The organism is Paraburkholderia sp. FW306-2-2C-D06C (assembly GCF_058781505.1).
Genome location: NZ_JBYSWU010000044.1, coordinates 49223 through 71342, shown reverse-complemented (window position 1 = coordinate 71342; position 22120 = coordinate 49223). Strand labels below are relative to the sequence as shown.

24 protein-coding genes and 2 pseudogenes are annotated in these 22120 nt (G+C 63.3%); 16 read left to right on the top strand and 10 right to left on the bottom strand.

Annotated elements, in window-relative coordinates; all coding sequences use genetic code 11:
* Positions 1 to 63 precede the first annotated feature (63 nt).
* A pseudogene (locus tag AC3WLT_RS27310) lies at positions 64 to 766 on the top strand (hypothetical protein).
* A 55-nt stretch (positions 767 to 821) separates the two neighbouring features.
* Here the strand turns inward: AC3WLT_RS27310 and AC3WLT_RS27305 are convergent.
* Positions 822 to 2348 carry an AMP nucleosidase gene (locus AC3WLT_RS27305; protein WP_492594787.1) on the bottom strand — a complete coding sequence of 509 codons (1527 nt, stop codon included), beginning with the start codon at positions 2346 to 2348 and terminating at the stop codon, positions 822 to 824.
* A 200-nt stretch (positions 2349 to 2548) separates the two neighbouring features.
* On the opposite strand from AC3WLT_RS27305, the gene AC3WLT_RS27300 reads away from it, so the two are divergent.
* The 7 genes and pseudogenes from AC3WLT_RS27300 (at position 2549) to AC3WLT_RS27270 (ending at position 6702) form a co-directional block, all read left to right on the top strand.
* Positions 2549 to 2944, top strand: coding sequence for a hypothetical protein (locus tag AC3WLT_RS27300; RefSeq protein WP_492594786.1), 396 nt, complete (start codon positions 2549 to 2551; stop codon positions 2942 to 2944).
* 244 nt (positions 2945 to 3188) lie between these two features.
* On the top strand, positions 3189 to 4184 hold the full coding sequence (locus AC3WLT_RS27295) for a homoserine kinase (protein ID WP_492594785.1): 996 nt from the start codon (positions 3189 to 3191) through the stop codon (positions 4182 to 4184).
* Complete coding sequence (locus AC3WLT_RS27290) at positions 4175 to 4981, top strand: BPSS1780 family membrane protein (protein ID WP_492594784.1); 807 nt, start codon at positions 4175 to 4177, stop codon at positions 4979 to 4981. The genes AC3WLT_RS27295 and AC3WLT_RS27290 overlap by 10 nt, the downstream gene beginning before the upstream one ends.
* A gap of 155 nt (positions 4982 to 5136) precedes the next feature.
* The gene (locus AC3WLT_RS27285; protein WP_492594783.1) at positions 5137 to 5589 is read left to right on the top strand and encodes a MarR family winged helix-turn-helix transcriptional regulator; all 453 of its coding nucleotides are present in this window, start codon (positions 5137 to 5139) and stop codon (positions 5587 to 5589) included.
* Positions 5590 to 5757: 168 nt separating this feature from the next.
* A complete protein-coding gene (locus AC3WLT_RS27280; protein WP_492594782.1) occupies positions 5758 to 6177 on the top strand; it encodes an organic hydroperoxide resistance protein in 420 nt (139 codons plus the stop codon).
* Positions 6178 to 6346: 169 nt separating this feature from the next.
* A pseudogene (locus AC3WLT_RS27275) lies at positions 6347 to 6601 on the top strand (FAD-binding domain-containing protein); the annotation flags it as partial.
* Positions 6568 to 6702 (top strand): hypothetical protein, encoded by a 135-nt coding sequence (locus AC3WLT_RS27270; RefSeq protein WP_492594781.1) that lies wholly within the window; start codon positions 6568 to 6570, stop codon positions 6700 to 6702. The pseudogene AC3WLT_RS27275 and the gene AC3WLT_RS27270, both read left to right, overlap by 34 nt.
* Before the next feature lie 116 nt (positions 6703 to 6818).
* On the opposite strand, the gene AC3WLT_RS27265 is transcribed toward AC3WLT_RS27270, so the two are convergent.
* Both AC3WLT_RS27265 and AC3WLT_RS27260 read right to left on the bottom strand, forming a co-directional pair.
* Positions 6819 to 6995: a DUF3563 family protein gene (locus tag AC3WLT_RS27265; protein WP_492594780.1), complete on the bottom strand. Its 177-nt coding sequence runs from the start codon at positions 6993 to 6995 to the stop codon at positions 6819 to 6821.
* A gap of 107 nt (positions 6996 to 7102) precedes the next feature.
* Positions 7103 to 8299 carry an extracellular catalytic domain type 1 short-chain-length polyhydroxyalkanoate depolymerase gene (locus AC3WLT_RS27260; RefSeq protein ID WP_492594779.1) on the bottom strand — a complete coding sequence of 399 codons (1197 nt, stop codon included), beginning with the start codon at positions 8297 to 8299 and terminating at the stop codon, positions 7103 to 7105.
* A gap of 360 nt (positions 8300 to 8659) precedes the next feature.
* Here AC3WLT_RS27260 and AC3WLT_RS27255 point away from each other — a divergent pair, with 360 nt between their 5' ends.
* The 4 genes from AC3WLT_RS27255 (at position 8660) to AC3WLT_RS27240 (ending at position 11709) form a co-directional block, all read left to right on the top strand.
* On the top strand, positions 8660 to 9361 hold the full coding sequence (locus AC3WLT_RS27255; protein WP_492594778.1) for a phosphatase PAP2 family protein: 702 nt from the start codon (positions 8660 to 8662) through the stop codon (positions 9359 to 9361).
* Between the two features lie 137 nt (positions 9362 to 9498).
* Entirely contained in the window at positions 9499 to 10272 is a 774-nt protein-coding gene (modA, locus tag AC3WLT_RS27250; RefSeq protein ID WP_492594777.1) for a molybdate ABC transporter substrate-binding protein, read from the top strand.
* A 59-nt stretch (positions 10273 to 10331) separates the two neighbouring features.
* Entirely contained in the window at positions 10332 to 11006 is a 675-nt protein-coding gene (gene modB / locus AC3WLT_RS27245; protein ID WP_492594776.1) for a molybdate ABC transporter permease subunit, read from the top strand.
* 1 nt (position 11007) lies between these two features.
* The gene (locus AC3WLT_RS27240; RefSeq protein ID WP_492594775.1) at positions 11008 to 11709 is read left to right on the top strand and encodes an ATP-binding cassette domain-containing protein; all 702 of its coding nucleotides are present in this window, start codon (positions 11008 to 11010) and stop codon (positions 11707 to 11709) included.
* Between the two features lie 22 nt (positions 11710 to 11731).
* Here AC3WLT_RS27240 and AC3WLT_RS27235 read toward each other — a convergent pair whose 3' ends face one another.
* Together AC3WLT_RS27235 and AC3WLT_RS27230 are read right to left on the bottom strand one after the other, a co-directional pair.
* The gene (locus AC3WLT_RS27235) at positions 11732 to 12568 is read right to left on the bottom strand and encodes a TOBE domain-containing protein (RefSeq protein ID WP_492594774.1); all 837 of its coding nucleotides are present in this window, start codon (positions 12566 to 12568) and stop codon (positions 11732 to 11734) included.
* Positions 12569 to 12663: 95 nt separating this feature from the next.
* Complete coding sequence (locus tag AC3WLT_RS27230) at positions 12664 to 13047, bottom strand: tautomerase family protein (protein WP_492594773.1); 384 nt, start codon at positions 13045 to 13047, stop codon at positions 12664 to 12666.
* Between the two features lie 113 nt (positions 13048 to 13160).
* On the opposite strand from AC3WLT_RS27230, the gene AC3WLT_RS27225 reads away from it, so the two are divergent.
* Positions 13161 to 14012, top strand: a complete 852-nt coding sequence (locus tag AC3WLT_RS27225) for a LysR family transcriptional regulator (protein WP_492594772.1) — start codon at positions 13161 to 13163, stop codon at positions 14010 to 14012.
* A 285-nt stretch (positions 14013 to 14297) separates the two neighbouring features.
* Here AC3WLT_RS27225 and AC3WLT_RS27220 read toward each other — a convergent pair whose 3' ends face one another.
* Positions 14298 to 14891 carry a hypothetical protein gene (locus AC3WLT_RS27220; protein ID WP_492594771.1) on the bottom strand — a complete coding sequence of 198 codons (594 nt, stop codon included), beginning with the start codon at positions 14889 to 14891 and terminating at the stop codon, positions 14298 to 14300.
* Positions 14892 to 15003: 112 nt separating this feature from the next.
* On the opposite strand from AC3WLT_RS27220, the gene AC3WLT_RS27215 reads away from it, so the two are divergent.
* Positions 15004 to 15441, top strand: a complete 438-nt coding sequence (locus AC3WLT_RS27215; protein WP_492594770.1) for an MbcA/ParS/Xre antitoxin family protein — start codon at positions 15004 to 15006, stop codon at positions 15439 to 15441.
* Positions 15438 to 16139 (top strand): RES family NAD+ phosphorylase, encoded by a 702-nt coding sequence (locus AC3WLT_RS27210; RefSeq protein WP_492594769.1) that lies wholly within the window; start codon positions 15438 to 15440, stop codon positions 16137 to 16139. Before AC3WLT_RS27215 ends, AC3WLT_RS27210 begins: the two co-directional genes overlap by 4 nt.
* 54 nt (positions 16140 to 16193) lie before the next feature.
* Here AC3WLT_RS27210 and AC3WLT_RS27205 read toward each other — a convergent pair whose 3' ends face one another.
* The 4 genes from AC3WLT_RS27205 to AC3WLT_RS27190 all read right to left on the bottom strand — a co-directional run bounded on the left by AC3WLT_RS27205 (position 16194) and on the right by AC3WLT_RS27190 (position 20851).
* Entirely contained in the window at positions 16194 to 16934 is a 741-nt protein-coding gene (locus AC3WLT_RS27205; protein ID WP_492594768.1) for a metallophosphoesterase, read from the bottom strand.
* Positions 16935 to 17070: 136 nt separating this feature from the next.
* Positions 17071 to 18492, bottom strand: a complete 1422-nt coding sequence (locus tag AC3WLT_RS27200; RefSeq protein ID WP_492594767.1) for a c-type cytochrome — start codon at positions 18490 to 18492, stop codon at positions 17071 to 17073.
* Between the two features lie 20 nt (positions 18493 to 18512).
* Positions 18513 to 20114 (bottom strand): GMC family oxidoreductase, encoded by a 1602-nt coding sequence (locus AC3WLT_RS27195; RefSeq protein WP_492594766.1) that lies wholly within the window; start codon positions 20112 to 20114, stop codon positions 18513 to 18515.
* A 119-nt stretch (positions 20115 to 20233) separates the two neighbouring features.
* Positions 20234 to 20851: a sugar dehydrogenase complex small subunit gene (locus AC3WLT_RS27190; RefSeq protein WP_492594765.1), complete on the bottom strand. Its 618-nt coding sequence runs from the start codon at positions 20849 to 20851 to the stop codon at positions 20234 to 20236.
* Positions 20852 to 21238: 387 nt separating this feature from the next.
* Between AC3WLT_RS27190 and AC3WLT_RS27185 the strand changes: the two genes are divergently transcribed.
* Complete coding sequence (locus AC3WLT_RS27185) at positions 21239 to 21901, top strand: DUF1345 domain-containing protein (protein WP_492594764.1); 663 nt, start codon at positions 21239 to 21241, stop codon at positions 21899 to 21901.
* Positions 21902 to 22120 lie beyond the last annotated feature (219 nt).

Sequence of the window (22120 nt, the reverse complement as noted above, 5' to 3'; positions counted from 1 at the left end):
TCACAGTTGCTTCGGTCATAGGACGTTGTTTCCGTTATCGTCTCATGACCTCGGCACACTAAAATTCTGACAGGCTCGAAATGGCATAAGCTCTGCCGCGTTACAGACGGAATATCCAATCTGTATGAGGCGCTTGCCGCATTCAACCGTGATAACAATGACCGTGCTGCACGTGCAAAGACGATGCCTGCGCTGGTCGACGACTGGCTCGCCGCGAAGTTGTCCCGCTATTCAGTTAAGACGCGCAGCCAATACTTGCGCATGGCCACATTCATCAAATCCGAATTCGGACCTCAGTGGTATATCGAGGATGTCCGGCCGACCGATATCGCGCGCTTTCTGGACAAGCATTTCGCCACAAAGGCCAACACCGCGAACAAGTACAAAGCGCTGTTCTCACTGATCTTCGCCTATGCGATCAGGAAGGGACACTCACACCGGTGGACGGTACACATATATCGGCGCCCAATCAGCGTGGCGTCGAGCAGTCGCGCGCGCACGAGAATTGTACGAGGAGCAATGCGAAAAGGCGCACCCACGCATCACGCCCGATCCCAGGTTTCTCCGCGGAATGCATTTCCACGATCTGCGCGCCAAGGCGTTGACCGACAAACGCCGCCAGGAAGGCGCCGAGGCTGCACAGGCGCTGGCTGGGCATACCACTGCTCAGATGACCGCCCACTACACAAAGGCGCGTGAAGTGGAGCGCGTTGCGCCGGTATCGCTTCCGCGTGTTGGGGCCGGCAAGTTAGACACCGGCACTTAAGTTAGACAGTCAGCAGTCCGGCGAACCCCGCAAAGGCCCGCCGGATGATCCTTTGCTACTGAAAGGCCACCTCAGCAAAGCTGCGCAGCTTGCGGCTATGCAGACGATGCAGCCCGTTCATGCGCAGCAACTCCATCGCCTTCACGCCGATCTGCAAATGCTGATCGACCTGCGCGCGATAGAACTGATCGGCCATGCCGGGCAGCTTCAGCTCTCCATGCAAGGGCTTGTCCGACACGCAGAGTAAGGTGCCGTAAGGCACGCGGAAACGGAAGCCGTTCGCCGCAATCGTCGCGCTTTCCATATCGAGTGCGATCGCGCGGCTCTGCGACAGCCGCTGCACCGGCTCGCGATGATCGCGCAACTCCCAGTTGCGGTTATCCACACTCGCCACCGTGCCCGTGCGCATGACGCGCTTCAGCTCGACGCCATCCAGTTGCGTGACCTGCGCGACCGCACGTTCCAACGCCACCTGCACTTCGGCAAGCGCCGGAATCGGCACCCACAGCGGCAGATCCGCGTCGAGCACATGGTCCTCGCGCACGTAGCCGTGCGCCAGCACGTAGTCGCCCAGACGCTGCGTGTTACGCAGACCGGCGCAGTGACCCAGCATGATCCATGCGTGCGGACGCAGCACCGCGATGTGATCAGTAATCGTCTTCGCGTTCGACGGCCCGACGCCGATGTTGATCATCGTGATGCCGCTGCCGTCCGCGCGCTTCAGGTGATACGCGGGCATCTGCGGCAAACGCGGCGCTGCCGTGCCTTCCTGCGCCTGCTCACCGAGGTTCTCGTTGTACGTGACCACGTCGCCCGGTTCGACGAACGACGTGTATTCGCTGCGGTAGGTGCGCAGTTCTTCGTCGTCGGTATGGGCCATCATCGCGCGGCCGAGTTTGACGAACTCGTCGATATAGAACTGGTAGTTCGTGTACAGCACGTAGTTCTGGCAATGCGTGGGCGACGTCGCCGTGTAGTGCTTCAGCCGATGCAGCGAAAAGTCCACGCGCGCCGCCGTGAACAGCGCCAACGGGTGCGGCTCGCCCGGCAGCGGCTCATACGTGCCGTTGACGATGCGGTCGTCCAGCAGCGCGAGGTCCGGCGTGTCGAATACATCGCGCATCAGGAACAGACGTTCGCGATCCAGATCGCCTTCGAGGTGAATGCCTTCGGCGAACGCGAAATGAATCGGGATCGGCTGATCGGACACCCCCACTTCGATCTGCACGTGATGGTTCTTCGCCAGCAAGCGCAATTGCTCGCGGTAGTAGTTGCCGAACAGGTCCGGCCGCGTCACGGTCGTCTCGAACACGCCCGGACCCGCGACGAAACCGTACGAGCGGCGCGAGTCGATATGCGTGTTGACTTCGGTGCACACTCTGACGAACGGGTAGCAGGCGCGCACCCGGCGATCGAACAATTCGTTACGGCGGTAACGCGCGAAGGCGTCGCGCAGAAACGAAGTGTTCGCTTCGTAGATGGCGGACAGGCGGGTGACGGCCTCGGCGGCGTCGTCGAAGGATGCGGTTGGGAAGCTGTTGGCGGGAGTCTGCACCGCGCGTTGATTGGTATCGTTGTTCATCTTCATTCGCCTCTATTAACGAGACGACATTACCACGGAACCCGCGCTCGCAAAATGACCGTGCAGCGCTGGTGACGCCCGCGGCGGCAACGGCCGCGCGATTGCGGGCACGCCACGCGAAAGCGGCGCAAAATAAGGCGATCGCGCCCGTAGGCAAAGCTGGATTTGCTAGAATCGGGGCACCATATTGGAGAATCACCATGAAGCCGCTCCTTCCCGTCGCCGTTGCGCTGGCCCTCGCCTTCGGCAGCGCCGCGATGGCTGCCCAGCCCGTCGACGCCACGCCGCCCCCGGATCAACCGCAGTCCGCCAACGAACGGGCAGGCCTGCCGGACCTGAAGGCGATCAACCGGCCGGCCGCGGAAGTCAGCTCCAAGGTCGACATCAACGTGCCACGCACGCCGAGCTTCTACGAACGCAGCGCCAACGGCACCGAAATCACCGAATACCGCGACAAAGGCAAGCCGGTCGAAATCAACGTGCACTCGAACCTCGGCACGCGCTATCAGATGAGCGCGCCGCTCGACACGTCGCCCACCGTGCGCGACAACGGCCGCGCAAGCACGCGTTTGCCGTCGGTGAATCTGAGTTATTGACAAAACCGGAGCGGCGGCCCGGCGTAAGCCGCCTCCCTCCTGCTCTGCGCGGTCTGCCGAGCGCCGCCCTTGGGGCTTTCAGCCAGTTTGCCGAGATGCGGCGCTTAGCTCCGGCGCTGAGTTGCAGCGCCGACTCGCCGCCCGGACTTATCGCGCTTCGGCAGCGCTTTTTGACACCGCACTTGCCACACCTCGCACTGGCCGCAACGCGCCAGCCCGACCAACCTGATCCGACGTTTCCCGCATGGCTGTCTTCACCGCTGTCACCGAACCCCAACTAGCAGAATGGATGCGCCATTACGATCTCGGCGAAGTCGTCGAATTTCGCGGCATCCCGTCCGGTATTGAGAACAGCAACTTCTTTCTGACGACGACGCGTGGCGAATACGTCCTCACGATTTTCGAAAAGCTGACGGCCGAACAACTGCCGTTCTATCTCGATCTGATGCAGCATCTGGCCGCGCACCGCGTGCCGGTGCCGGACCCGATGCCGCGCGAAGACGGCGCGCTGTTCGGCGCGCTGCATGGCAAGCCCGCCGCGATCGTGACCAAGCTCGAAGGCGCGCCCGAGTTGGCGCCGGGCGTCGAACACTGCATCGAGGTCGGGCAGATGCTCGCGCGCATGCATCTGGCGGCCCGCGATTACGCGCGCTATCAGCCGAATCTGCGCAGCCTGCCATGGTGGCAGGAAACCGTGCCGACTATCCTGCCGTTTCTGGACGGCGCGCAACGCGAGTTGCTGTCGTCCGAACTCGCCCATCAGGAAGCTTTCTTCGCTTCGACCGATTACGCCGCGCTGCCCGAAGGCCCGTGCCACGCCGACCTGTTCCGCGACAACGCGCTGTTCGCGCATGCGGCGCCCGAGACCGGCCACGAGGTGCGCCTGGGCGGTTTCTTCGATTTCTATTTCGCCGGCTGCGACAAGTGGCTGTTCGACGTCGCCGTAGCAGTCAACGACTGGTGCGTCGACCTCGCCACCGGCAAGCTGGACGACGCGCGCACCGAAGCCATGCTGCGCGCCTACCAGACCGTGCGCCCCTTCACCGCCGAGGAAAACCGCCATTGGGGCGACATGCTGCGTGCGGGCGCGTACCGTTTCTGGGTCTCGCGCCTGTATGATTTTCATTTGCCGCGCGCGGCCGAGCTGCTCAAACCGCACGACCCCGGCCATTTCGAGCGCATTCTGCGCGAACGCCTGTCCGGCGTTGCACTTCCTGGCATTCATACCTCATGCAACTGATCGAAGTCCCCGCGAAAACCGGCTATGTGTGGTTCCGGCAGGGTATCTGGCTGTTCCGCAAAAACCCGCTCGCGTTTCTGACGCTGTTCTTCACTTACCTGCTGGTCATGACGCTCGTGTCGCAGATTCCGGTGATCGGCGGCGTGCTGCCGCTGGTGTTCATTCCGGGCGTCGCGGTCGGCTTCATGGCGGCGTGCCGCAATACGATCGCCGGCAAGCCGGTGTTTCCGACCATTCTGGTGGACGGCTTTCACTCGTACGGCCCCGTGGTCGCCAAACGCTTGCTGGTGCTCGGCGTGCTGTATGTCGTCGCGATGGCGCTGGTGCTCGCCGGGTCGGCGCTGGCTGACGGCGGCATGCTGTTGAAGGTGATGCTCGGCGGCGTGGCAATGGATCAGGACGCGATCGCGAACAGCAATATTCCGCTCGCGGTGCTCACCGCATTCGCGTTCTACATTCCAGTGGCAATGATTTTCTGGTTCTCGCCGACGCTCATTGCGTGGCACGACATTCCGCCGGTCAAGGCGATGTTCTTCAGCCTCGTCAGTTGCTGGCGCAATCGCGGCGCGTTCATCGTGTTCGGCGCGCTGTGGTTCGCGGTGGCCATGACGGTGTCGCTCGGTTTGTCGGCGGTGATGCAGGCACTGGGCGCCGGCGACTTCGCATTCGCGATCCTGATGCCCGCCACGATGATCGTCACGACCATGTTGTATTGCTCGTTCTACGCAACCTATCGCGGCTGCTTCGGCGTGCAAACGCCCGAAACGCCGGACCTGCCGACCACCCCGGCAGCTTGAGTATTTTGGCGCGCGGGCGCGGAGCGCTGATGCGGCGCTCACGCGCCGCGCCGCCGCTTCGTCGACTCCTCAACTCCACTCGTCAACGCGACGCGATTTGCGGCACAATGGTTTGAGCGCAATCGATTTTCACGCTATTTCAGACGAGATGCACCATGACCCAGCGTCCCGCTTTGCCCTTCACGCTCGACGAGCAACTCTGCTTCGCGCTCTATTCGACCTCACTCGCGATGACGAAAGCGTACAAGCCGCTGCTCGACAAGCTCGACCTCACGTACCCGCAATATCTGGCGATGCTGGTGCTATGGGAAACCGATGACATCACGGTCAAGGACATCGCCGCGCGTCTGAATCTCGACTCGGCGACGGTCACGCCGCTGCTCAAGCGCCTCGAGACGCAAGGCTATCTGGAACGGGTGCGCGGCGTCGAAGATGAGCGGCTCGTCTACATCCGGCTGACCAAAGCCGGCACCGCACTGAAGCGCCAGGCGCGGGAAGTGCCGGCGGAAATCTTCTGCGCGACCCAGCAGACGCCCGAATTCCTGCTTCGTCTGCGCGACGACCTGACGCGCCTGCGCACCACCCTCAACGATTACATGGACCACTAGCCAGCCTGCTGCAAAAGCACGCTATCGATCCGATCTGCAAAATCATTTGCACACAAATGCTTTGTGTACTATCTTTATCGCATGCCGCTTTGATAGCGATGAGCCGGAACGGTGAGCAAGCAGCGGCACATATGCAGATCCTGACAACCCAGATTGAGGAGCAGCACAATGAACGTACTCTACAAAGCAAGCGCAACCAGCACCGGTGGCCGTGACGGCCGTGCAGTGTCGTCGGACAATGTGCTTGACGTGAAGCTGGCCGCACCGCGTGAACTAGGTGGCAACGGCACAGTGGGCACGAACCCGGAACAACTCTTTGCCGCCGGCTATTCGGCCTGTTTCCTGAGCGCGATGAAGTTCGTCGCCGGGCAGCGCAAGCAGGCTTTGCCGGCAGACACGCAAGTCATGGCAGAAGTGGGCATCGGCCCGAACGACAATGGCGGCTTCGCGCTCGATATCGATCTGCGCATCTCGCTGCCGGGTTTCGCCGCGGACGCGGCCAAGGAACTGGTCGACGCGGCGCATCACGTCTGCCCGTACTCGAACGCCACGCGCAACAACGTCGCAGTGCGTTTGCAAATCGCGTAAGCGTGCGACCTGTTTGAATAGCTGGGGCGGCGCGACAAAACCGCGTTGCCACGATCAGCGCCCGCTCCTTGCAAAACAGGCGCGGGCGTTGTGCTTTTTTGCGGACGCGGCACGTAACGGTTCAAGGAAGAGTACAACCGGTTGAGCGGGGAGCGGGGAGCAGGGACCGGGATGCGACGCGCAGCGGTATTTCCGGATCTTCAATCCGGTCACGCAGTCCGAAAAGTTCGACGCCGAAGGGCACTTTATCGGGCGCTATCTGCCGCAGCTGGCGAAACTGCGGCCTAAGTGAATTCACGCGCCGTGGCTGGCAGGCGCTGAAGAGCTCGCCGATTGCGGCATGGTGCTGGGCAAGAAATATCCCGCGCAGATCGTCGACCATGCACAAGCGTGGCAGCACACACTGGCTCGCTTCGGCAAGTAACGGTCGGCATTGCATTGGCCGATATCGTGGTGTTGCTGGTGTTGCTCGTCGCGACGATGTTCGCGTTCTGCGACGGTACCGCTGGGCAGGCGGCCTATTGATGCCCGATGTGGCTTGGGTGGCGTTCGCCGCGGTGTTGAATCACGCGTTGTGGCAATTGAATCCGGCTGCCTGGGAGTTCATGACAGCTTGGGCGCCTCACCCGAACAGCAACAGCTTAGTACTGGCTCATCCACGACGGTTGGCGGATGTTCGCCTCGCGATCCAGCTTGCGCATACGGAATTCGAGATCGTACAGATCCGTAGCTTCAGCGAGAAATGCGTCAGCACGTTCTTTCGCAAGCTGATCGGGCGATTTGGTCAGAAACAGGAACAAGCGGCTCAGCAGGTACATGGTCAACCTCGACTATGAATTTAGGCGTTAACTCCTAAGGGATAACCCCTATTATAGGGAAAACCCTAGGAATACGCCAATCTTCTTTTCGAAGTGTTGTTCCCGCGTCACCTTTCGCCGGCTGAGGCCGTAGTAACGGCACTTTCCGCGATACGGCCGGCGCCCGTGCGGCGCTGGTGCCTGAAGAACTCCCACACCAACGTGCTCGCATCCGGCCCTTTGGCGGAGTGAAACGGCACTGCGTCGTCACCGCCGCTCCACGCGTGCGCGAGCCCTTGCACGCGGCACAGCCGCACCACGCGCCGGCCGCCGCGCAGGTAGTCGCGCGTCACGACGCCGCCTTTGCGTTCTTCGCGCACTTCGCCGGATTTGCGCGCGCCGTTTTCGTCGACGATCCGGTTCAGCCGGAGAAATTGCACCGCCAGCTGGTCCGCATTGACAGGTGCGACCACATGATCGGCGTCGCCGTGAATGACGATTGCCGGCATGCCAGGGTATTCCGCCACATTGACGATTTCGTCGACCAACTCGGCCGGTTCATGACGCGCGCCTCGCCGCATCACGTCCATCGCCGTGATGCCGGAGCGGGCCTCGCCCAAAGCCGGACCGGAATGCAGTGCGACTGCCGCAAAATGCTCCGGATGGTTGACCGCCAGCAGCGCCGTCAGACCGGCGCCTGCGGATATCCCGGCGACGTACACCCGTTCGCCGTCGAACCCATGCTGCATGACGAGTGCATCCACCAGCGACACCACGGCGCGCGCCTCGGCACCGCCGGCGCTTTCGCCAGAGTCGTACCAGTGCCAGCAGCGGTGCGAATGCACGTGCTTCGACTGCTCCGGATACACCACCGCAAAGCCGAACCGGTCGGCCAGCACATTCATGCGCGTGCCTTCGGCGAATTCATCGATCGATTGCGTGCAGCCGTGCAGCATCACCACCAGCGGCATGGCTTCGAGTGCATGGCCGGACGGAACGTACAGTCCATATTGAAGATGATTGACGAGCCGCCCCGGCGCCGCAGGCGCCGAGTGAAAAGAGCGGGTCCACGAACCGCTCGCCCAAGCCGACGCCCGCGGGCGGACGCGCGATTCCAGGGCGACGGCGCGCGGCGCCTCGCGTTTCGTGGGTGCACGCACCGCAGCCGCCGGTGTGAGCGGACGGACCTTGGTCGACAGCTTCGCAGTGGCGGGCCGCGCCGGACGCGTGGTGGTGCGCTTGGTGGTTTTGTGAGCGTGCTCGGTCTGAATCGCGAGCAGCCGCTTGAGACCGCGTAGCCAGATTTTCGATAGACCTTTTGCCATCGGCGGGTAACCTCGCAAAAAGGGGCAGGGGCCGTTCGGTGGAACGACGCTTTGTTGTGCAATGCACAATAACATTAATCCTCATGCGATGTTGAAAGCATCGCTTCCTGCCCAACACCGAAATTTCCACTCGACGAACCTTATCGCAGGGTCGGCGTCAAACCGCCTCACGGCCCGGTTTACAAGCCAGCCGCCGACGACAAAAACGCCGCGCACGTTAAATCTACGCGGCAGCGCCCGTCTATACTGGCGGGTAACCTAATTGGTGTGCGATACCTTTGTCTCGTCGGCGATTCGCGCCGTTCGCGCGTTAAATCACTACTAACCCGATTCTACGCGGCCCTAGCCGCGCTTTTTGCCATGCCCGATTTACCGTCCCATCTGTGGTATTTGATCACCAGCCTCGGCGGCGCCGGCATGACGCTGCCGATCGCGCTCGCCATCGCGCTTTGGCTGGCGGTCGGATACTCATGGAGAATGGCGGCGGGCTGGTTGTTGTTGCTTGGCGCCGCCATCGGCGTTGTGACCGTGACCAAGCTGGCGTTCCTCGGCTGGGGCGTTGGCGTGCGCGAACTGGATTTCACCGGCGTCAGCGGTCACGCGATGTTGTCCACTGCCGTGTACCCGGTCGCGCTGTTCCTCATGCTGCTGCCGACGCGGCCGGCAATTCGTCTGACCGGCGTGCTGCTCGGCCTCGCCGCGGGCGCCGCGGTCGGGCTGTCGCGGGTCGTGCTGAGCGCTCACTCGCCGTCCGAAGCGATCACCGGCTGCCTGGTCGGAGCGCTGGCCGCGATCGTCTTCGTGCGCATGGCGTGGCACGCCGAGCCGGACCGGCTTTCGGCGCTGCCCGTCACGGCAAGTCTGATGGTTCTCGCGGTGCTAATGCACGGTGTGCACGTGCCTACTCAGCGCTGGGTCACGCACATTGCACTGAAGGTTTCCGGTCATGAGAGGCCGTTCATCCGCGCACGCTGGAAGGCCACGCGTGACAACCGCCCCGCCACGGCGCCGCTCTCGCAAACCCTCAATACGCTTGAGCCGCCGCGCGCATCCGGCGTCTGACAACACTCCTCCGCAGGTTCACTAGCCGCGTCATGCGTCCTGTTGAATAATCGTCATCGGCCACCGCTATAACCTTTCGTATATTACGATAGCGTTTTAACCCGCCGTTCTGGCGCACGCCGGACCTTCGACCCTTCATGACTCTGTCCCGCCGCTTACTGAAACACGCGCTGTACATTGCCAGCGCCGTCTCCGTTGCCGTCAGCGCCAACGCACGCGCCGACGAACTGATCGTCTCCGCCGCCGCCAGCCTGACCAACGCGTTCAAGGCGGTCAGCGAAGTCTTTGAACAGCAGCATCCGGGCACCAAGGTGCTATTGAACTTCGGCGCGTCCGACGTGCTGATGCAGCAGATTGCCAAAGGCGCGCCCGCCGACGTCTTCGCTTCCGCCGATCAGAAGGCGATGGACAAGGCCGCAAACGAAAAAGTCATCGTGCCGGCAAGCCGCAAGGATTTCGCCGCCAATTCGCTGGTGCTGATCGTGCCGACCGACAGCCGTTTCGCGCCGGCCGCACTGAGCGATCTGGCGTCAGCGAATGTGAAGCGCGTCGCTTATGGCGATCCGGCATCCGTGCCGATCGGCCGCTACGCGCAAAGCGCGTTGCAGGCCGCCGGCGTCTGGGACGCCGTCAGCGCCAAAGCCGTGCTGGCGGCGAACGTGCGCCAGAGCCTCGACTACGTGTCGCGCGGCGAAGTCGATGCCGGCTTCGTATTCAGCACCGACGCCGCCGTCATGCCGGACAAGGTCAAAGTCGCGCTGAACGTGCGGACGCAAACGCCGATCAGCTACCCGATCGCGCAGGTCGAAGGCAGCCGTCACGCGGCGGACGCGCAGGCTTTCATCCGTTTCGTGCTGTCGCCGGCCGGCCAGGCGGTGCTCGCGAAGTACGGCTTCAAGCCGGCGCATTGATCAGCCTCCGCGTTGAGCAGCCTCATTAACTCGCTTCACTAAAGATCTCTCACACGCTCATGCAACAGGCCTGGATTCCGCTCTTGCTGTCGCTGAAAGTGGCGGGCTGGGCCACCGTGCTCAATCTGGTGTTCGGCGTCGCCGCCGGCTTCGGCTTGTCGCGCTGGCGTTCGGGTGCGCGCGACGTGATCGATTCGCTGCTGATGCTGCCGCTCGTGATGCCGCCCACGGTGCTCGGCTACTACCTGCTCGTGTTGCTAGGACGGCGCGGCGTGGTCGGCGCCTGGCTCGACCGGGTCGATATCCGGTTGGTGTTCACCTGGCAAGGCGCGGTGATCGCGTCGACGGTGGTGGCGTTCCCGCTGGTGCTGAAATCGGCGCGCGCCGCCTTCGAAGCCGTCGATCCGCAACTCGAACGGGCTGCGCGCACGCTCGGCGTCAGCGAGACGGCGATCTTTTTTCGCGTGACGCTGCCGCTCGCCGCACGCGGCATTCTGGCCGGCGGCTTGCTGGCCTTCGCCCGGGCGCTCGGCGAATTCGGCGCAACGCTGATGATCGCGGGCAACTTGCCGGGACGCACGCAGACGCTCTCGGTTGCAGTCTATTCAGCCGTGCAAGCCGGCGACGACAGCACCGCCAATTTCCTCGTGCTCGTCACGTCGGTGGCGTGCGTGGTGATCCTGTTGCTCGCGGGCCGTCTGGTGCCGCAACACACGCTTTTGGCGTCCCGCTGATATGCCGCTCGCCGTCGACATTCGCAAGACCTTCAAGAGCGCCGAGCGCAGCTTTACGCTCGACGTTTCGTTTCAGGCGAGCACGCAGCGCGTGGTGCTGTTCGGGCCGTCCGGCGCGGGAAAAAGCCTGACCTTGCAGGCTATCGCCGGTTTGCTGCGCCCCGACGAAGGCACAATCACGCTGCATGGCAAAACCTTGTTCGACAGCGCGCGCGGCGTCGATCTGAAACCGCAGGCGCGCAAGATCGCGTATCTGTTTCAGGACTACGCGCTGTTTCCACATCTGAACGTGCGGCAAAACATCGGCTTCGGCTTGCAGCCGGGCTGGTTCAATCCGCGCGCGCGGATCGTGCATCCGCAAGTCGATTACTGGCTCGACGCGCTTGAACTGAGAAGCGTGGCGGGCAATCATCCGGCGCAGCTTTCGGGCGGACAAAAGCAGCGGGTGGCGTTGGCGCGTGCGCTGGTCGCGCAGCCCCGGCTGCTGTTGCTCGACGAACCGTTTTCCGCACTCGATAGCGCTTTGCGCCAGCGCATGCGGCGCGAGTTGTCGGACCTGCAAACGCGTCTGGACATTCCGATGGTGTTGATCACGCACGATCCGGACGACGTCGCCGCCTTCGGCGATCAGGTCGTGCAGGTCAGCGACGGCCGCGTGCGCGAGAATCAGCCGTTCGCCGGCTACGCGCGCAGCGTGCCGTAAGCGCGCGCCTTCGGTCCCGCTTTCAGTCTTTCACGCCGAGAATCACGCTCGACGCCTTGAACGCCGCCATCGCGGCGGCGCCTTCTTCAAGGCCGAGCGTGTCGACGCTTTCGTTCGTCACGACGGCGGTTATCACGGTGCCGCCTTCGAGCGTCAACGACACCTCCGCATTGACCGCGCCACGCCTCACGCTCTGCACCGTGCCGCGCAGCTGATTGCGCGCCGACAGCTTGAGCGGCGCACCGTCAGCGTCCTCGACGAGCAGCACCACCCACGAAGCCTTGATCAACGCGAACGCCGCCGAGCCTTCCGCGAGTCCCAGCGTCTCGGTGCTTTCATGCGTCAGTACGGATACGATCGTGTGGCCGCCGGGCAACGCCAGCGACACTTCGTCATTGACCGTGCCACGCACGATGCTCGAAACCGTGCCGTACAACTGATTGCGCGCACTCGTTTTCACGCCGATACGCCCGATCAGATCCCAATCCGTCGCGAAACCTTCGATCGCCGCGCCCGCGCGCTCCAGAAAACGCCGGTGCTCGCGTTCGACCGCGCGAAACGTATCGATCAGCTTCACGGCGCGGGGCGTGAGCGTCGTGCCGCCACCGCCTTTGCCGCCGGTCGAACGCACGACGAGCGGCTCGCCCGCCAGGTTGTTCATCGCATCGACGGCGTCCCACGCGCCTTTGTAGCTCATGCCCACGGCCTTCGCCGCGCCGGTGATCGAACCAGTTTCGCGGATCGCCGCGAGCAGCGCGATTCGCGACGCGCCGCCGAGCGTTTGCGCGCCGGCCTGGAACCAGACCGAGCCGCCGAGTTCGAGCGGTTCGTGAGACGAGTCGGGGTGATCGGATGTCATGGCGGCGCGTGGTCGATGAGAGGGGGAACGGGCAGCAAATGATTATAGCGACGCAGGCTTCTGCGGCCACCACCGGCGCGGCACTGCGAGCGGACTCAAACCGCGTACTGCGCAATCCCGTTACCGAACGACCAATTCTCCTTCAGCACTTCGACGAGATTGATGAACACGTCCTCTCGTCGCAGCCCGGGCGACTCCGCCAGTTCGTCCGCCATGCGCTTATACAGCGCCTTTTTCTGCTCGAGCGTGCGGGTGTTGTTCAGCGTGATCTGAATCAGCACGAGATCATCGCTGCGCTCGATATTCAGATACTGCTTGTCGTACACAAAATTGCCGGCCTCGTGCTCGGTGATGAGCATGAAGATGTCGTCCTTCGGCACGTTGAAGGTGTCCACCAGCGAACGCTGGATGCTGTCCGTCAGCGCCTTCCGGTATTCCGCCGGCTTGCCGGCGCGCAATGCGATTCGTGTGAGCGGCATGATGAAACTCCGTGGTTGCAGGTGAATGGGTAAACACAGCTTAGGTGACAGCTTAGGCGCGACTAGTCATAATTAAAATACATTGATAGTGATTTCATCTATATTCATTTGAAATGAAAGTCCTCGACCTCGATGCTGTGCGGGCCTTCGTGCTGGTCGCCGATCTGCACAGCTTTACGCGCGCCGCCGATGCGCTCGACACCACGCAGTCGGCCGTCAGCCTGAAGCTCAAGCGGCTGGAGGCGCATCTGGGCAAGCAATTGGTGGAGCGCACGCCGCGCGTCGTGCGCCTGTCCGCGGACGGCAACGCTTTCCTCGGCGCGGCGCGCGATCTGCTGAACGCGCATGAACGGGCACTGGGTTCGTTGTCGGTGGAGCGTCGGAGGCTGGTATTGGGACTGAGCGAGCACGTCGCGGGCGCTGATTTGCCGGCGTTGCTCGCCAGGCTCAATGCGCACGATCCGGGTCTGGTGGTCGAATTGCATCTGGGCATGTCCGCCGCGCTGCTCGCGCAATTCGACGAACGGCGGCTCGATGCGGTGATCGTTCGCTACGGCGCCGACGAGCCTCCACGCGACGACGCGCAGGTGCTTTTCAGCGAGCCGCTTGGCTGGCTTGCTACGCCGGAGTGGTTGCCGCGCGTTGGCGAACCGCTGCCGCTGGCGTTGCTGACCGCGCCGTGCAACGTGCGCGCGGTGGCGCTTCAAACGCTGAACGAGGCGGGAATTGCGTGGCAGGAAGTGTTCGTCGGCGGGGGCGTGGCCGCCGTCGGGGCGGCGGTCGCGGCCGGTCTCGCGGTGTCGCCGCTGGCGCGCAGAGTGGCGCCGCGTGGTTTGATCAATGTCGGCGCGCGGCTGGGATTGCCGCCGCTGCCGGAATCGCGCGTCACGCTGCATTCGCGGGTTCGCGAGAAGCGGTCGATGGAGACGCTGCGGTTGGTAGCGAATGGGTTGGCAACGCAATGACAAACCATCGCCCGACCCAAATCACCGGTAAAGGCCAGCGGCGCGTTTTGCTTAATCCAGGAACCCGTCATTTCAAGGTAGTTTCAAGGTAGCCAAGTGGACCTCGACCCCCGGCAAACCGCCGCCGTCCGCGCGGTCAACCGATGCCGAGTTGTTCTGGCACGCGTGGAAAGTGCAGTCGCTCCGCCTCGAAAAGCTGTCGGCGCGTATTGTCGAACTCGGCCGCGCGGCGCTGGGTCCGCCGGGCGGCAAAACCAGACGCAATCGCGCGGCCTGAGATCGGGGTCAGTGAAGAATCGGCGGCAGCGAACCGCTGCTGGCCGTAGCGGGATTGGCCGTGACGTTCGCTTGAGATACGGTCGATACGGCCGGCTTGGCTGCGCCGGTTTTCGCGGCGACCTTGGTCACGCGGGGATGAGCGGCGCCTTGAGCAACCGCGGCATGCACCGGTCTGGCCTGACCGGCCTTCGCCTGCGCCAGTCGCGGCCGCGGTTTCCTGGCCTGCACCACGAAGGCGGGCTTCGGCTTCACTGCGCGCTTGAGCGGTCCTTTAGCTGCCCCCTTCGCTGCCCCCTTCGCTGCCCCACTGGCCACCTCTTTTCCCGTGACCTTCTTCACGCTGCCATGCGCCGGCTTCGCCCCGTTCTTCGACGCCAACGCAACCCGCCGCGCCGCATGCTGGCTGTTCGCCGCGTGCTTCGGCGCGGCCTTCACGCCAGTTGCGGACTTGACCTTCGGCCCCTCGGCCGTTTTCTTTGCGTGCTTCGCGGCATGTCCGGTGGCCTCTGGCGGATTCCATACTTCGGCATACCCGGCAGCCATTGCCGCGCCAGACACGCACCACACGGCAACCGCCGTTGCTACTGCTCTAACCCACATCTCCTGCTTCTCCTGATCTTCGGCTTCGTAACGAGCCGGGATTATATTCCCTTGCAATAATCCATAACTGGACTAATATCAATAACAAGTACATAAGAGGACTCACGCGCCTATGTCTCACGCTGCCCGCATCCCCCAACCCGAACCGCCGATTCGCCGGCCTGCGTCGGAACCCACGCTGACGGAAATGTCCGCGGCGGGCCTGCGTGCATTCTTCAATATCGCGCGCGACTGGGACCTGAGCGCCGACGAGCAGATCGTGTTGCTCGGCTCGCCCGGCCGCTCCACCTTCTTCAAATGGAAGGCCGCGCCGGAAACGGCCCGCGTCGGGCGCGACACGCTCGAACGGCTGTCGCTGCTGCTCGGCATTTATAAGGCGTTGCAGATTCTGCTGCCGCATCCCAGCGCCGCCGATGCGTGGATCAAGCGCCCCAACAGCGCGCCGCCGTTCGGCGGCCGGCGCGCGCTCGACCGCATGCTGGCCGGCAACATCAGCGATCTCGTGGCCGTGCGCCAGTATCTCGACGCGATGCGAGGCGGCTGGGCGTGACAGAACCGTATTCGCAGTACCGCTGGCGCACCGCGCCGCTCGACTGGTCGCCCGCGTATCGCGTGATTCCTACGCGCTTTCCGGCCGTCAATCTATTCGACCGGGTTGCTTCGCCGGAAGATTTCGACGCGCTCTACGCGCTCGAAGCATTGACCAACGACCGTCTGCGCACCGAAGTCGGCGAACTCGATCTGGTGCCGCGCGAAGAGCGCCGCTTCGGGCCGGGTTATGGGCCGATCATGGCCGCGCTCACACACCTGAATCCGCTCGGCAGCCGTTTCTCGGACGGCACCTACGGCGTGTTCTATTGCGCCCGCTCGCGCGCCACCGCGATCGCGGAAACGCGCTATCACACCGGCAAGTTTCTGGAAGCCACCGCCGAGCTTCCAATGCGTCAGCAGATGCGTCTGTACACCGTGCTGGCGCAAGGCGAGGTGGTCGACATCCGCAGCGACCCGTCGCTCGATTTCGCGGTGCTGTCGCCCAACGACTACCTCGCAGGACAGACGCTCGGCCGTGCCGTGCGTGAAGCCGGTGCACCGGGCATCGTGTATCCGTCGGTGCGGGACGACGGCGGCGAATGTCTCGCCGCGTTCAGAACGACGCTGCTGCGCGACTGCCATCACGCGGCGTATCTGGAATACAACTGGAACGGCAAGAGCATCGATATGGTGTTCGAACTCAACCAGGTCGGCTGACAGAGCAGCGGAGAAAAGCGGCGCCAGGCAGCGAGAAACGGGGGACGACTGCGCTCAGGAAGGCAAAGCCAGCGCCGCCGCGCCTTCCGCGCGCGCCGCTTCGACCGAGATCGACCAGCGCAGCAACCGGTGAGGCTCGACGATCGTTAGCTTGCCGCCGGGCCCGAACGCGCCGGTATCGATGAACACCTGTGAGCCGATCTGCTGGATGTCGCGCATCGGCGTGTGGCCGCAGTAGGTCAGCGAAAGTCCGCGCTGCCGCGCCGGATCGCCATTGCCGATGGCCAGATCACGGCCCCACAGCAATTGCTGGCGCACGTCGGCGGAAAAATTCGCGGCGTCGAGATCGGCGTCCGTGCCGAAAAATTCGGCATGCAGAATATTGAAGCGCTCTTTGCCGCTGCCCACCACACGCACGAGCGGCAGCGTCCGCAGACGTTCCGCGTAGCACTGCAGCCGTTCGTCGGACACTTCCGCCGCCCACGATCCGCCAATTCCGTACCACCATTGCCGCCGCAAGCGCCCGTCAGCGACAGCGCATAACGTGTCTTCGTGATTGCCGAGCACGGCATAGAACCACGGCTTGTCGAGCAAAGCCAACGCCTGTTCGGAATGCTCGCCGCGGTCCACCAGATCGCCGACCGAAAACAACCGGTCGTGCGCGGGATCGAAAGCGATCTCGCGCAGCAGATAGCGCAGCGCATCCATGCAGCCATGCAGATCGCCGACGATAAAGTCGCGACCGCTCAGATTGACCGCATGATGCTGGACGGGAGTGACGAGGACGGATTCCATTCGACCATGATAGTGCGGCACGCGCGGATGCGTATGCGCGCTTCCTATCTTTTCCGGGCGTCGTACGCGGCGCAATCGTCGCGAAAACGGTGCATTCCCGGCAGGGTTTGCCGGAAATACGTCGCGTATGCGGTCATTATTGCTGCGAACGCAAATTTGCCACCTGGTCCACGGTCACTGTCGACTGCGGATTGCCGAACTGCCGGGTCACATAGTTGGTGATCGCGGCAACCTGATCGTCAGTGAGCTGGCCGCCGAATGCGGGCATCAGCACGTCGGCCTGTTTCGTCGTACGAGTGACGCCGTGCAGAATCACCAGGGCCAGATTATTGGCATCGCTCGCGCCCACCGCGGTGTTGTGAATCAGCGACGGATACGCACCGGGCGCGCTCGCGCCGATGCCCTCGCCGGTCCAGTTATGGCACGTCGCGCAATTGGCGACGAACAGGTGCGCGCCGTTCACCGCGCTGATCGTGGCGCCGCGCAGCGCGGTGACGTCGTTGGCAGGATTGCCCCACTGGTCGCGCGCACGCGCTTCGCCACCGCTGATTGGCGGCACGGCGCGCAGATAGCCGGCGATCGAACGGAGGTCCTCACGCGTCAGATACTGCGTGCTGTCGGCCACCACTTCGGCCATCGGGCCAGCTGCATTGGCGCGGCCCGGCACCGCGCCGGCCGACAGATACGAGATCAGTTCGGCGTCGCTCCAGCTGCCGACGCCGCTGTTCTTGTCCGGCGTGATGTTGTACGCATGCCAGCCGGCCTGCACCGCGCCGGAGAATCGCGAGCTCGACTTCAACCCTTGCATGAAATTGCGCGGCGTATGGCACTCCTCGCAATGCGCGAGCCCTTCCACCAGATACGCGCCGCGATTCCATTCGGCGCTTTGTTTCGGATCAGGGACAAAACGGCCTTCGGTGAAATTGAACAGGTTCCAGAACACCATCAGCCAGCGCAGGTTGAACGGGAATTTCAGGCTGCTGCGCGGCGGTGTGTAGTGAATCGGCGCAAGCGTGTTCAGATACGCGCGAATCGCCAGCACGTCCTGATCGGTGACCTTCGTGTACTCCGCGTACGGGAACACCGGATAAAGCCGTTCGCCGCTCTTGCCGACGCCTTCGTGCATCGCGCGCAGAAAAACGGCGTCGCTCCATTGGCCGATGCCGGTGTCCGGATCGGGCGTGATGTTCGGCGTCACGATCGTGCCGAAGGGCGTGTTGATCGGCAAACCGCCCGCGAAGGGACGTGCTTTGTCGGCGGTGTGGCAAGCGGCGCAATCGCCGGCGCGCGCGAGGTACTCGCCGCGCCTGACCAGATCGCTGCCGGGCGCCGTCGCTATGGGCGCAGCATTGGCCGTTTGCGAAGCATCGTCGGCACGAGCTTGCGTGATCGGTAATTCGTCGTTGTGCTGCACATTGGGCGCGTGCGCTTCATGCCAGGCGATATACAACGCGAACAGCGAAAAAAGTCCCGCCAGCGTCGTCACCCGGAAGAGGCGGCGACGCGCATTCTGCGCAAGCGTATCGGCCGGCTGCACGCGAGAGGTGTTCTTCGTCATTGTGGCTCTCCGTTCGGGGCTCAGATTTCACGCTTGAGCCTGTCGGCCAGTTTCAGCGACAAGGCCGCGATCGTCAGCGTGCAATTCACCGATGCGGCGGTCGGCATCACGCCGCTGCTGGCAATGAACAGATTCGAGTGATCGTGCGTACGGCAATCCGCATCGACGACGGAATCGGCCGCGTCGCGGCCCATGATCGTGGTGCCCATGATGTGATTGTTGGGCGCGAAGGTGTCGTCGAAGGAAACCTCGACGCCGCCGAACAGCGCCGCGATCTGCGCATACACTTCGTGCGTGTTCGCCGCGCTCTTCTTCACGTAGTCGTTGATCGAGTAATAGATTTCGGGCTGCGGAATGCCGAGCGCATCCTTATGATCCGCCGACGGCACCACGCGATTCTGCGGCTCCGCCAGATGCTCGTGAAAGCTGTTGATGTTCAGCGTGCGCGCGACGCGGTCGCGAATCTGCCGGTCGAACTCGGCGCCGGTCAGGCCTTTTTTCAGCAGATCGGCGGTCACGCCCATGGTCGGCACGCCGTTCGACAGATGCAGCTTTTTCGCCGCGTAATCGGAGCGGAACGCGCCGTCGCGGAAGTTGACGATCGAGGTCATCTCCATCGGTCCGCGCCCTGGCCAGAGCGGTTCGTTGGCGAGGAACGTGACGCCGGTGCCCGGATGATCCATCAGATTGCGGCCCACCTGATCGGAGCTATTGCCGATGCCGTGAGGAAATTTGCCGGAGGTCGACATCAGCATCAGCTTGGGCGTTTCGATGCCGTTCGCGGCGAGCACGAACAGCTTGCCGGTCACGCGCGTACTGTTGCCGTTCGGGTCCTTGTAGTGGACCGCCGTGATGAGCCCTTTGTTGTCGGCTTCGACGCGATACACCACCGCTTGCGGAATCAGTTTCGCGCCGGCCTGCTCGGCCTTTTCCGCATGCACGACACCGTTGTACATCGCGGCGATCGGACAGATCGGCATGCAGTTGTTGTTGCCGCAGCAGGTGGGCCGCGCATCGTACGGACGGCTGTTGCGCGCCACCGGTTCGGGCACCACCTTGAAACCCTGCGCGTTGAGCACGTCGCTAAAACGCTGATCCATGTATGAGAGCGGAAGCTGGCTCATCGGATAGGGCTTCGAGCGCGGCGAACCTAGATCGACTGAGTTGCCCGGCCCGGAGACGCCGAGTTGCGCCTCAGCCGCCGAATACCACGGCTCGAGCGTTTCATACGGATACGGCCAGTCACGGCCCACGCCGTATAGCTTGTGCAACTGAAAGTCCGACGGCAGCAGCCGCCACGCGGCCGCCGCCCAGTGCCACGTCGTGCCGCCCACCAGCCGCACATACTGCGAGTTGTACGGATAGGCGCCCTTCTGAATCAGGTAATTATTGGCGGGCGCGTATTCGGGGTGCGGCGCGTAAGGCGTCGATGGATAAGGCGTTGCGAAATCGGCCTTGGCCGGTGAGTTGCGGAAGTTTTCGACGATCTGCCAGCGCGGAATGCGCGGCCCGGCTTCGAGCAGAATCACCGACGCACCGGCCAACGCCATTTGATGCGCGACCAGCCCGCCCGCCACGCCCGAACCCACCACGACGATATCGGCAGAATTTGAATTTGCCATTGTTGCCCTCTTCTCCGGTCCCATGCACGATGGTTGTGCTGGCTTATTGTTGCTTGCTGTCATGGCATGCCGGCGCCTTGTCCAACCGGGTAAGGAACGGCACGCGAGAGGAACGTCGCTCAGGCATTCACGGGTTTCTTTGTCCAATAGAACGGCACGTCGCGGCAATAGGACGGAATCGTCAGCACGTCCTTGACCGGATCGAACATCAGCGCTTTTTCATAGGCGACCACCTGCACATGCGGCATGTCGCCGACAAGGCCGAGATACCACGCTCGCATGATCGCGCTCACTGCTTTCGCGAGCGCCGGCTGTTGGGCCTGCAAAGCCTGCGTGACGGTATCGGACGGCACGCCGCCATGGCCTTGCAGCCACGTGTTGAGCGTGGCGACGTTCTGGGTGAACTGGCTGTCGGATTTAACGAGGGCGTCATACACGCGTTTGCCGAGCACGGTATCGAAGCCGGTGCGGCCGGTGAGACGCTGCGAGAGGGCGAGGAACGCGTCGAGCCCGCCGCCAGCGGGCGCCTCGGCGAACGCGGGCGCGATCCACGAGAGGGAACGGCCGGCGCCGGCAAACGCCAGCGCCGCGGCGGCAGCGCACGCACCCAGCACCCAAGCCCTGCGCGAGAACGCAAATGAGGACGACAGTGAAGACGAAAACGAAGTTGACGACGAACACCCGGCTGAATGCGTCACTTCGCGGTGCGCATCATTGTTCTCAGGAACATCTGTCATGGGGGCTCCAGATGGTGAGTCGTTTCCAACAGGCAACGTGAGCATGGCGTGATGCCACAAGCGCGTTGCGTCGATTGCTCTACCCCGAACCTGGTCTTGCGCCGCTTTAGCGGTCTTGTTCTGCGGCGAGCGGTGCATGCGGATGCAAACCGCGCCATGCAGCGCTACGTTGTGCCGATGACGGCCATGTGAAAACAGATTGAAAACGCGGTATGAAAACGGCGAGCAGTGCGAAAAGCCTGCTGCCTGCCAATCGCCTTTCAACTGAAAGCGGCGTGCAAGGCCGTTGCGAAAGACTATAGCCTGTGACCCGCCCATTCGACAAATGGCGCCCGAAGCGCGGGTAGAATCCGCGACACACCCAAAAGGCCCGACGCCCCCGATCCCATGCTCACAAAATACTATCCGCAAGTTCTCCGCAATCGGCCGCGCATGCTGATCGGCCTCGCAGTCGGTGTCGTCGCCTCGCTGGTGGTGCCCGAGCACACCCGTTCGATGGTGCGTGGGCTGATCGGCTGGGACGCCGCCGTATGGAGCTACCTGGTCCTGATCTGGATACACATGGCCGCGGCAGACGAAGGCCGGGTCCGCGAGTCCGCGCTGCGCGACGACGAAAACGCAGGCGTGGTGCTGTTCGTGATCTGCGTCGCGACCATCGCCAGCATTGCCGCCATCGTGCTGGAACTGGCCTCGGCGAAGGGCACGGCCGGCGCATCGACTGCATGGCACTACCTGCTGACCGGCCTCACGATGTTCGGCGCATGGTTCATGATCCCGACCATTTTCACGATGCACTATGCGCGCCTGTACTACGACCCCGATGCGAAGGAGACGCCGCTCCTGTTCCCCGACCACAAGCTCCAGCCCGACTACTGGGACTTCATGTACTTCTCGTTCACGATCGCGGTGGCCTCGCAAACCTCCGACGTGGTGCTGCGCTCGCGCTCGATTCGCCGCGCGGCGCTCGCGCAATCGATTCTTTCGTTCTACTTCAACGTGGCCGTGCTCGGCTTGTGCGTGAACATCGCGGCGGGCTTGCTCGGTTCGTGACACCGCCGCTTCACCCGTTTGCGGTCACCGCGCCGCCTTCTGCAAGCCGCGTGTAAAACCCGGACGACGCCCGCCCGTTTTACACGCAGCCCATGCGGCCCGCTTGGCCTGCTTGGCCTGCTTGGCCTGCTTGGCCTGCTTGGGCCTGCTTGGGCCTGCTTGGGCCTGCTTGGGCCTGCTTGGGCCTGCTTGGGCCTGCTTGGGCCTGCTTGGGCCTGC

Coding starts and splice junctions, on each gene's coding strand:
- AC3WLT_RS27305 (WP_492594787.1), bottom strand. CDS start 2,348: ATGAACAACGATACCAATCAACGCGCGGTGCAGACTCCCGCCAACAGC.
- AC3WLT_RS27300 (WP_492594786.1), top strand. CDS start 2,549: ATGAAGCCGCTCCTTCCCGTCGCCGTTGCGCTGGCCCTCGCCTTCGGC.
- AC3WLT_RS27295 (WP_492594785.1), top strand. CDS start 3,189: ATGGCTGTCTTCACCGCTGTCACCGAACCCCAACTAGCAGAATGGATG.
- AC3WLT_RS27290 (WP_492594784.1), top strand. CDS start 4,175: ATGCAACTGATCGAAGTCCCCGCGAAAACCGGCTATGTGTGGTTCCGG.
- AC3WLT_RS27285 (WP_492594783.1), top strand. CDS start 5,137: ATGACCCAGCGTCCCGCTTTGCCCTTCACGCTCGACGAGCAACTCTGC.
- AC3WLT_RS27280 (WP_492594782.1), top strand. CDS start 5,758: ATGAACGTACTCTACAAAGCAAGCGCAACCAGCACCGGTGGCCGTGAC.
- AC3WLT_RS27265 (WP_492594780.1), bottom strand. CDS start 6,995: ATGTACCTGCTGAGCCGCTTGTTCCTGTTTCTGACCAAATCGCCCGAT.
- AC3WLT_RS27260 (WP_492594779.1), bottom strand. CDS start 8,299: ATGGCAAAAGGTCTATCGAAAATCTGGCTACGCGGTCTCAAGCGGCTG.
- AC3WLT_RS27255 (WP_492594778.1), top strand. CDS start 8,660: ATGCCCGATTTACCGTCCCATCTGTGGTATTTGATCACCAGCCTCGGC.
- modA (WP_492594777.1), top strand. CDS start 9,499: ATGACTCTGTCCCGCCGCTTACTGAAACACGCGCTGTACATTGCCAGC.
- modB (WP_492594776.1), top strand. CDS start 10,332: ATGCAACAGGCCTGGATTCCGCTCTTGCTGTCGCTGAAAGTGGCGGGC.
- AC3WLT_RS27240 (WP_492594775.1), top strand. CDS start 11,008: ATGCCGCTCGCCGTCGACATTCGCAAGACCTTCAAGAGCGCCGAGCGC.
- AC3WLT_RS27235 (WP_492594774.1), bottom strand. CDS start 12,568: ATGACATCCGATCACCCCGACTCGTCTCACGAACCGCTCGAACTCGGC.
- AC3WLT_RS27230 (WP_492594773.1), bottom strand. CDS start 13,047: ATGCCGCTCACACGAATCGCATTGCGCGCCGGCAAGCCGGCGGAATAC.
- AC3WLT_RS27225 (WP_492594772.1), top strand. CDS start 13,161: ATGAAAGTCCTCGACCTCGATGCTGTGCGGGCCTTCGTGCTGGTCGCC.
- AC3WLT_RS27220 (WP_492594771.1), bottom strand. CDS start 14,891: ATGTGGGTTAGAGCAGTAGCAACGGCGGTTGCCGTGTGGTGCGTGTCT.
- AC3WLT_RS27215 (WP_492594770.1), top strand. CDS start 15,004: ATGTCTCACGCTGCCCGCATCCCCCAACCCGAACCGCCGATTCGCCGG.
- AC3WLT_RS27205 (WP_492594768.1), bottom strand. CDS start 16,934: ATGGAATCCGTCCTCGTCACTCCCGTCCAGCATCATGCGGTCAATCTG.
- AC3WLT_RS27200 (WP_492594767.1), bottom strand. CDS start 18,492: ATGACGAAGAACACCTCTCGCGTGCAGCCGGCCGATACGCTTGCGCAG.
- AC3WLT_RS27195 (WP_492594766.1), bottom strand. CDS start 20,114: ATGGCAAATTCAAATTCTGCCGATATCGTCGTGGTGGGTTCGGGCGTG.
- AC3WLT_RS27190 (WP_492594765.1), bottom strand. CDS start 20,851: ATGACAGATGTTCCTGAGAACAATGATGCGCACCGCGAAGTGACGCAT.
- AC3WLT_RS27185 (WP_492594764.1), top strand. CDS start 21,239: ATGCTCACAAAATACTATCCGCAAGTTCTCCGCAATCGGCCGCGCATG.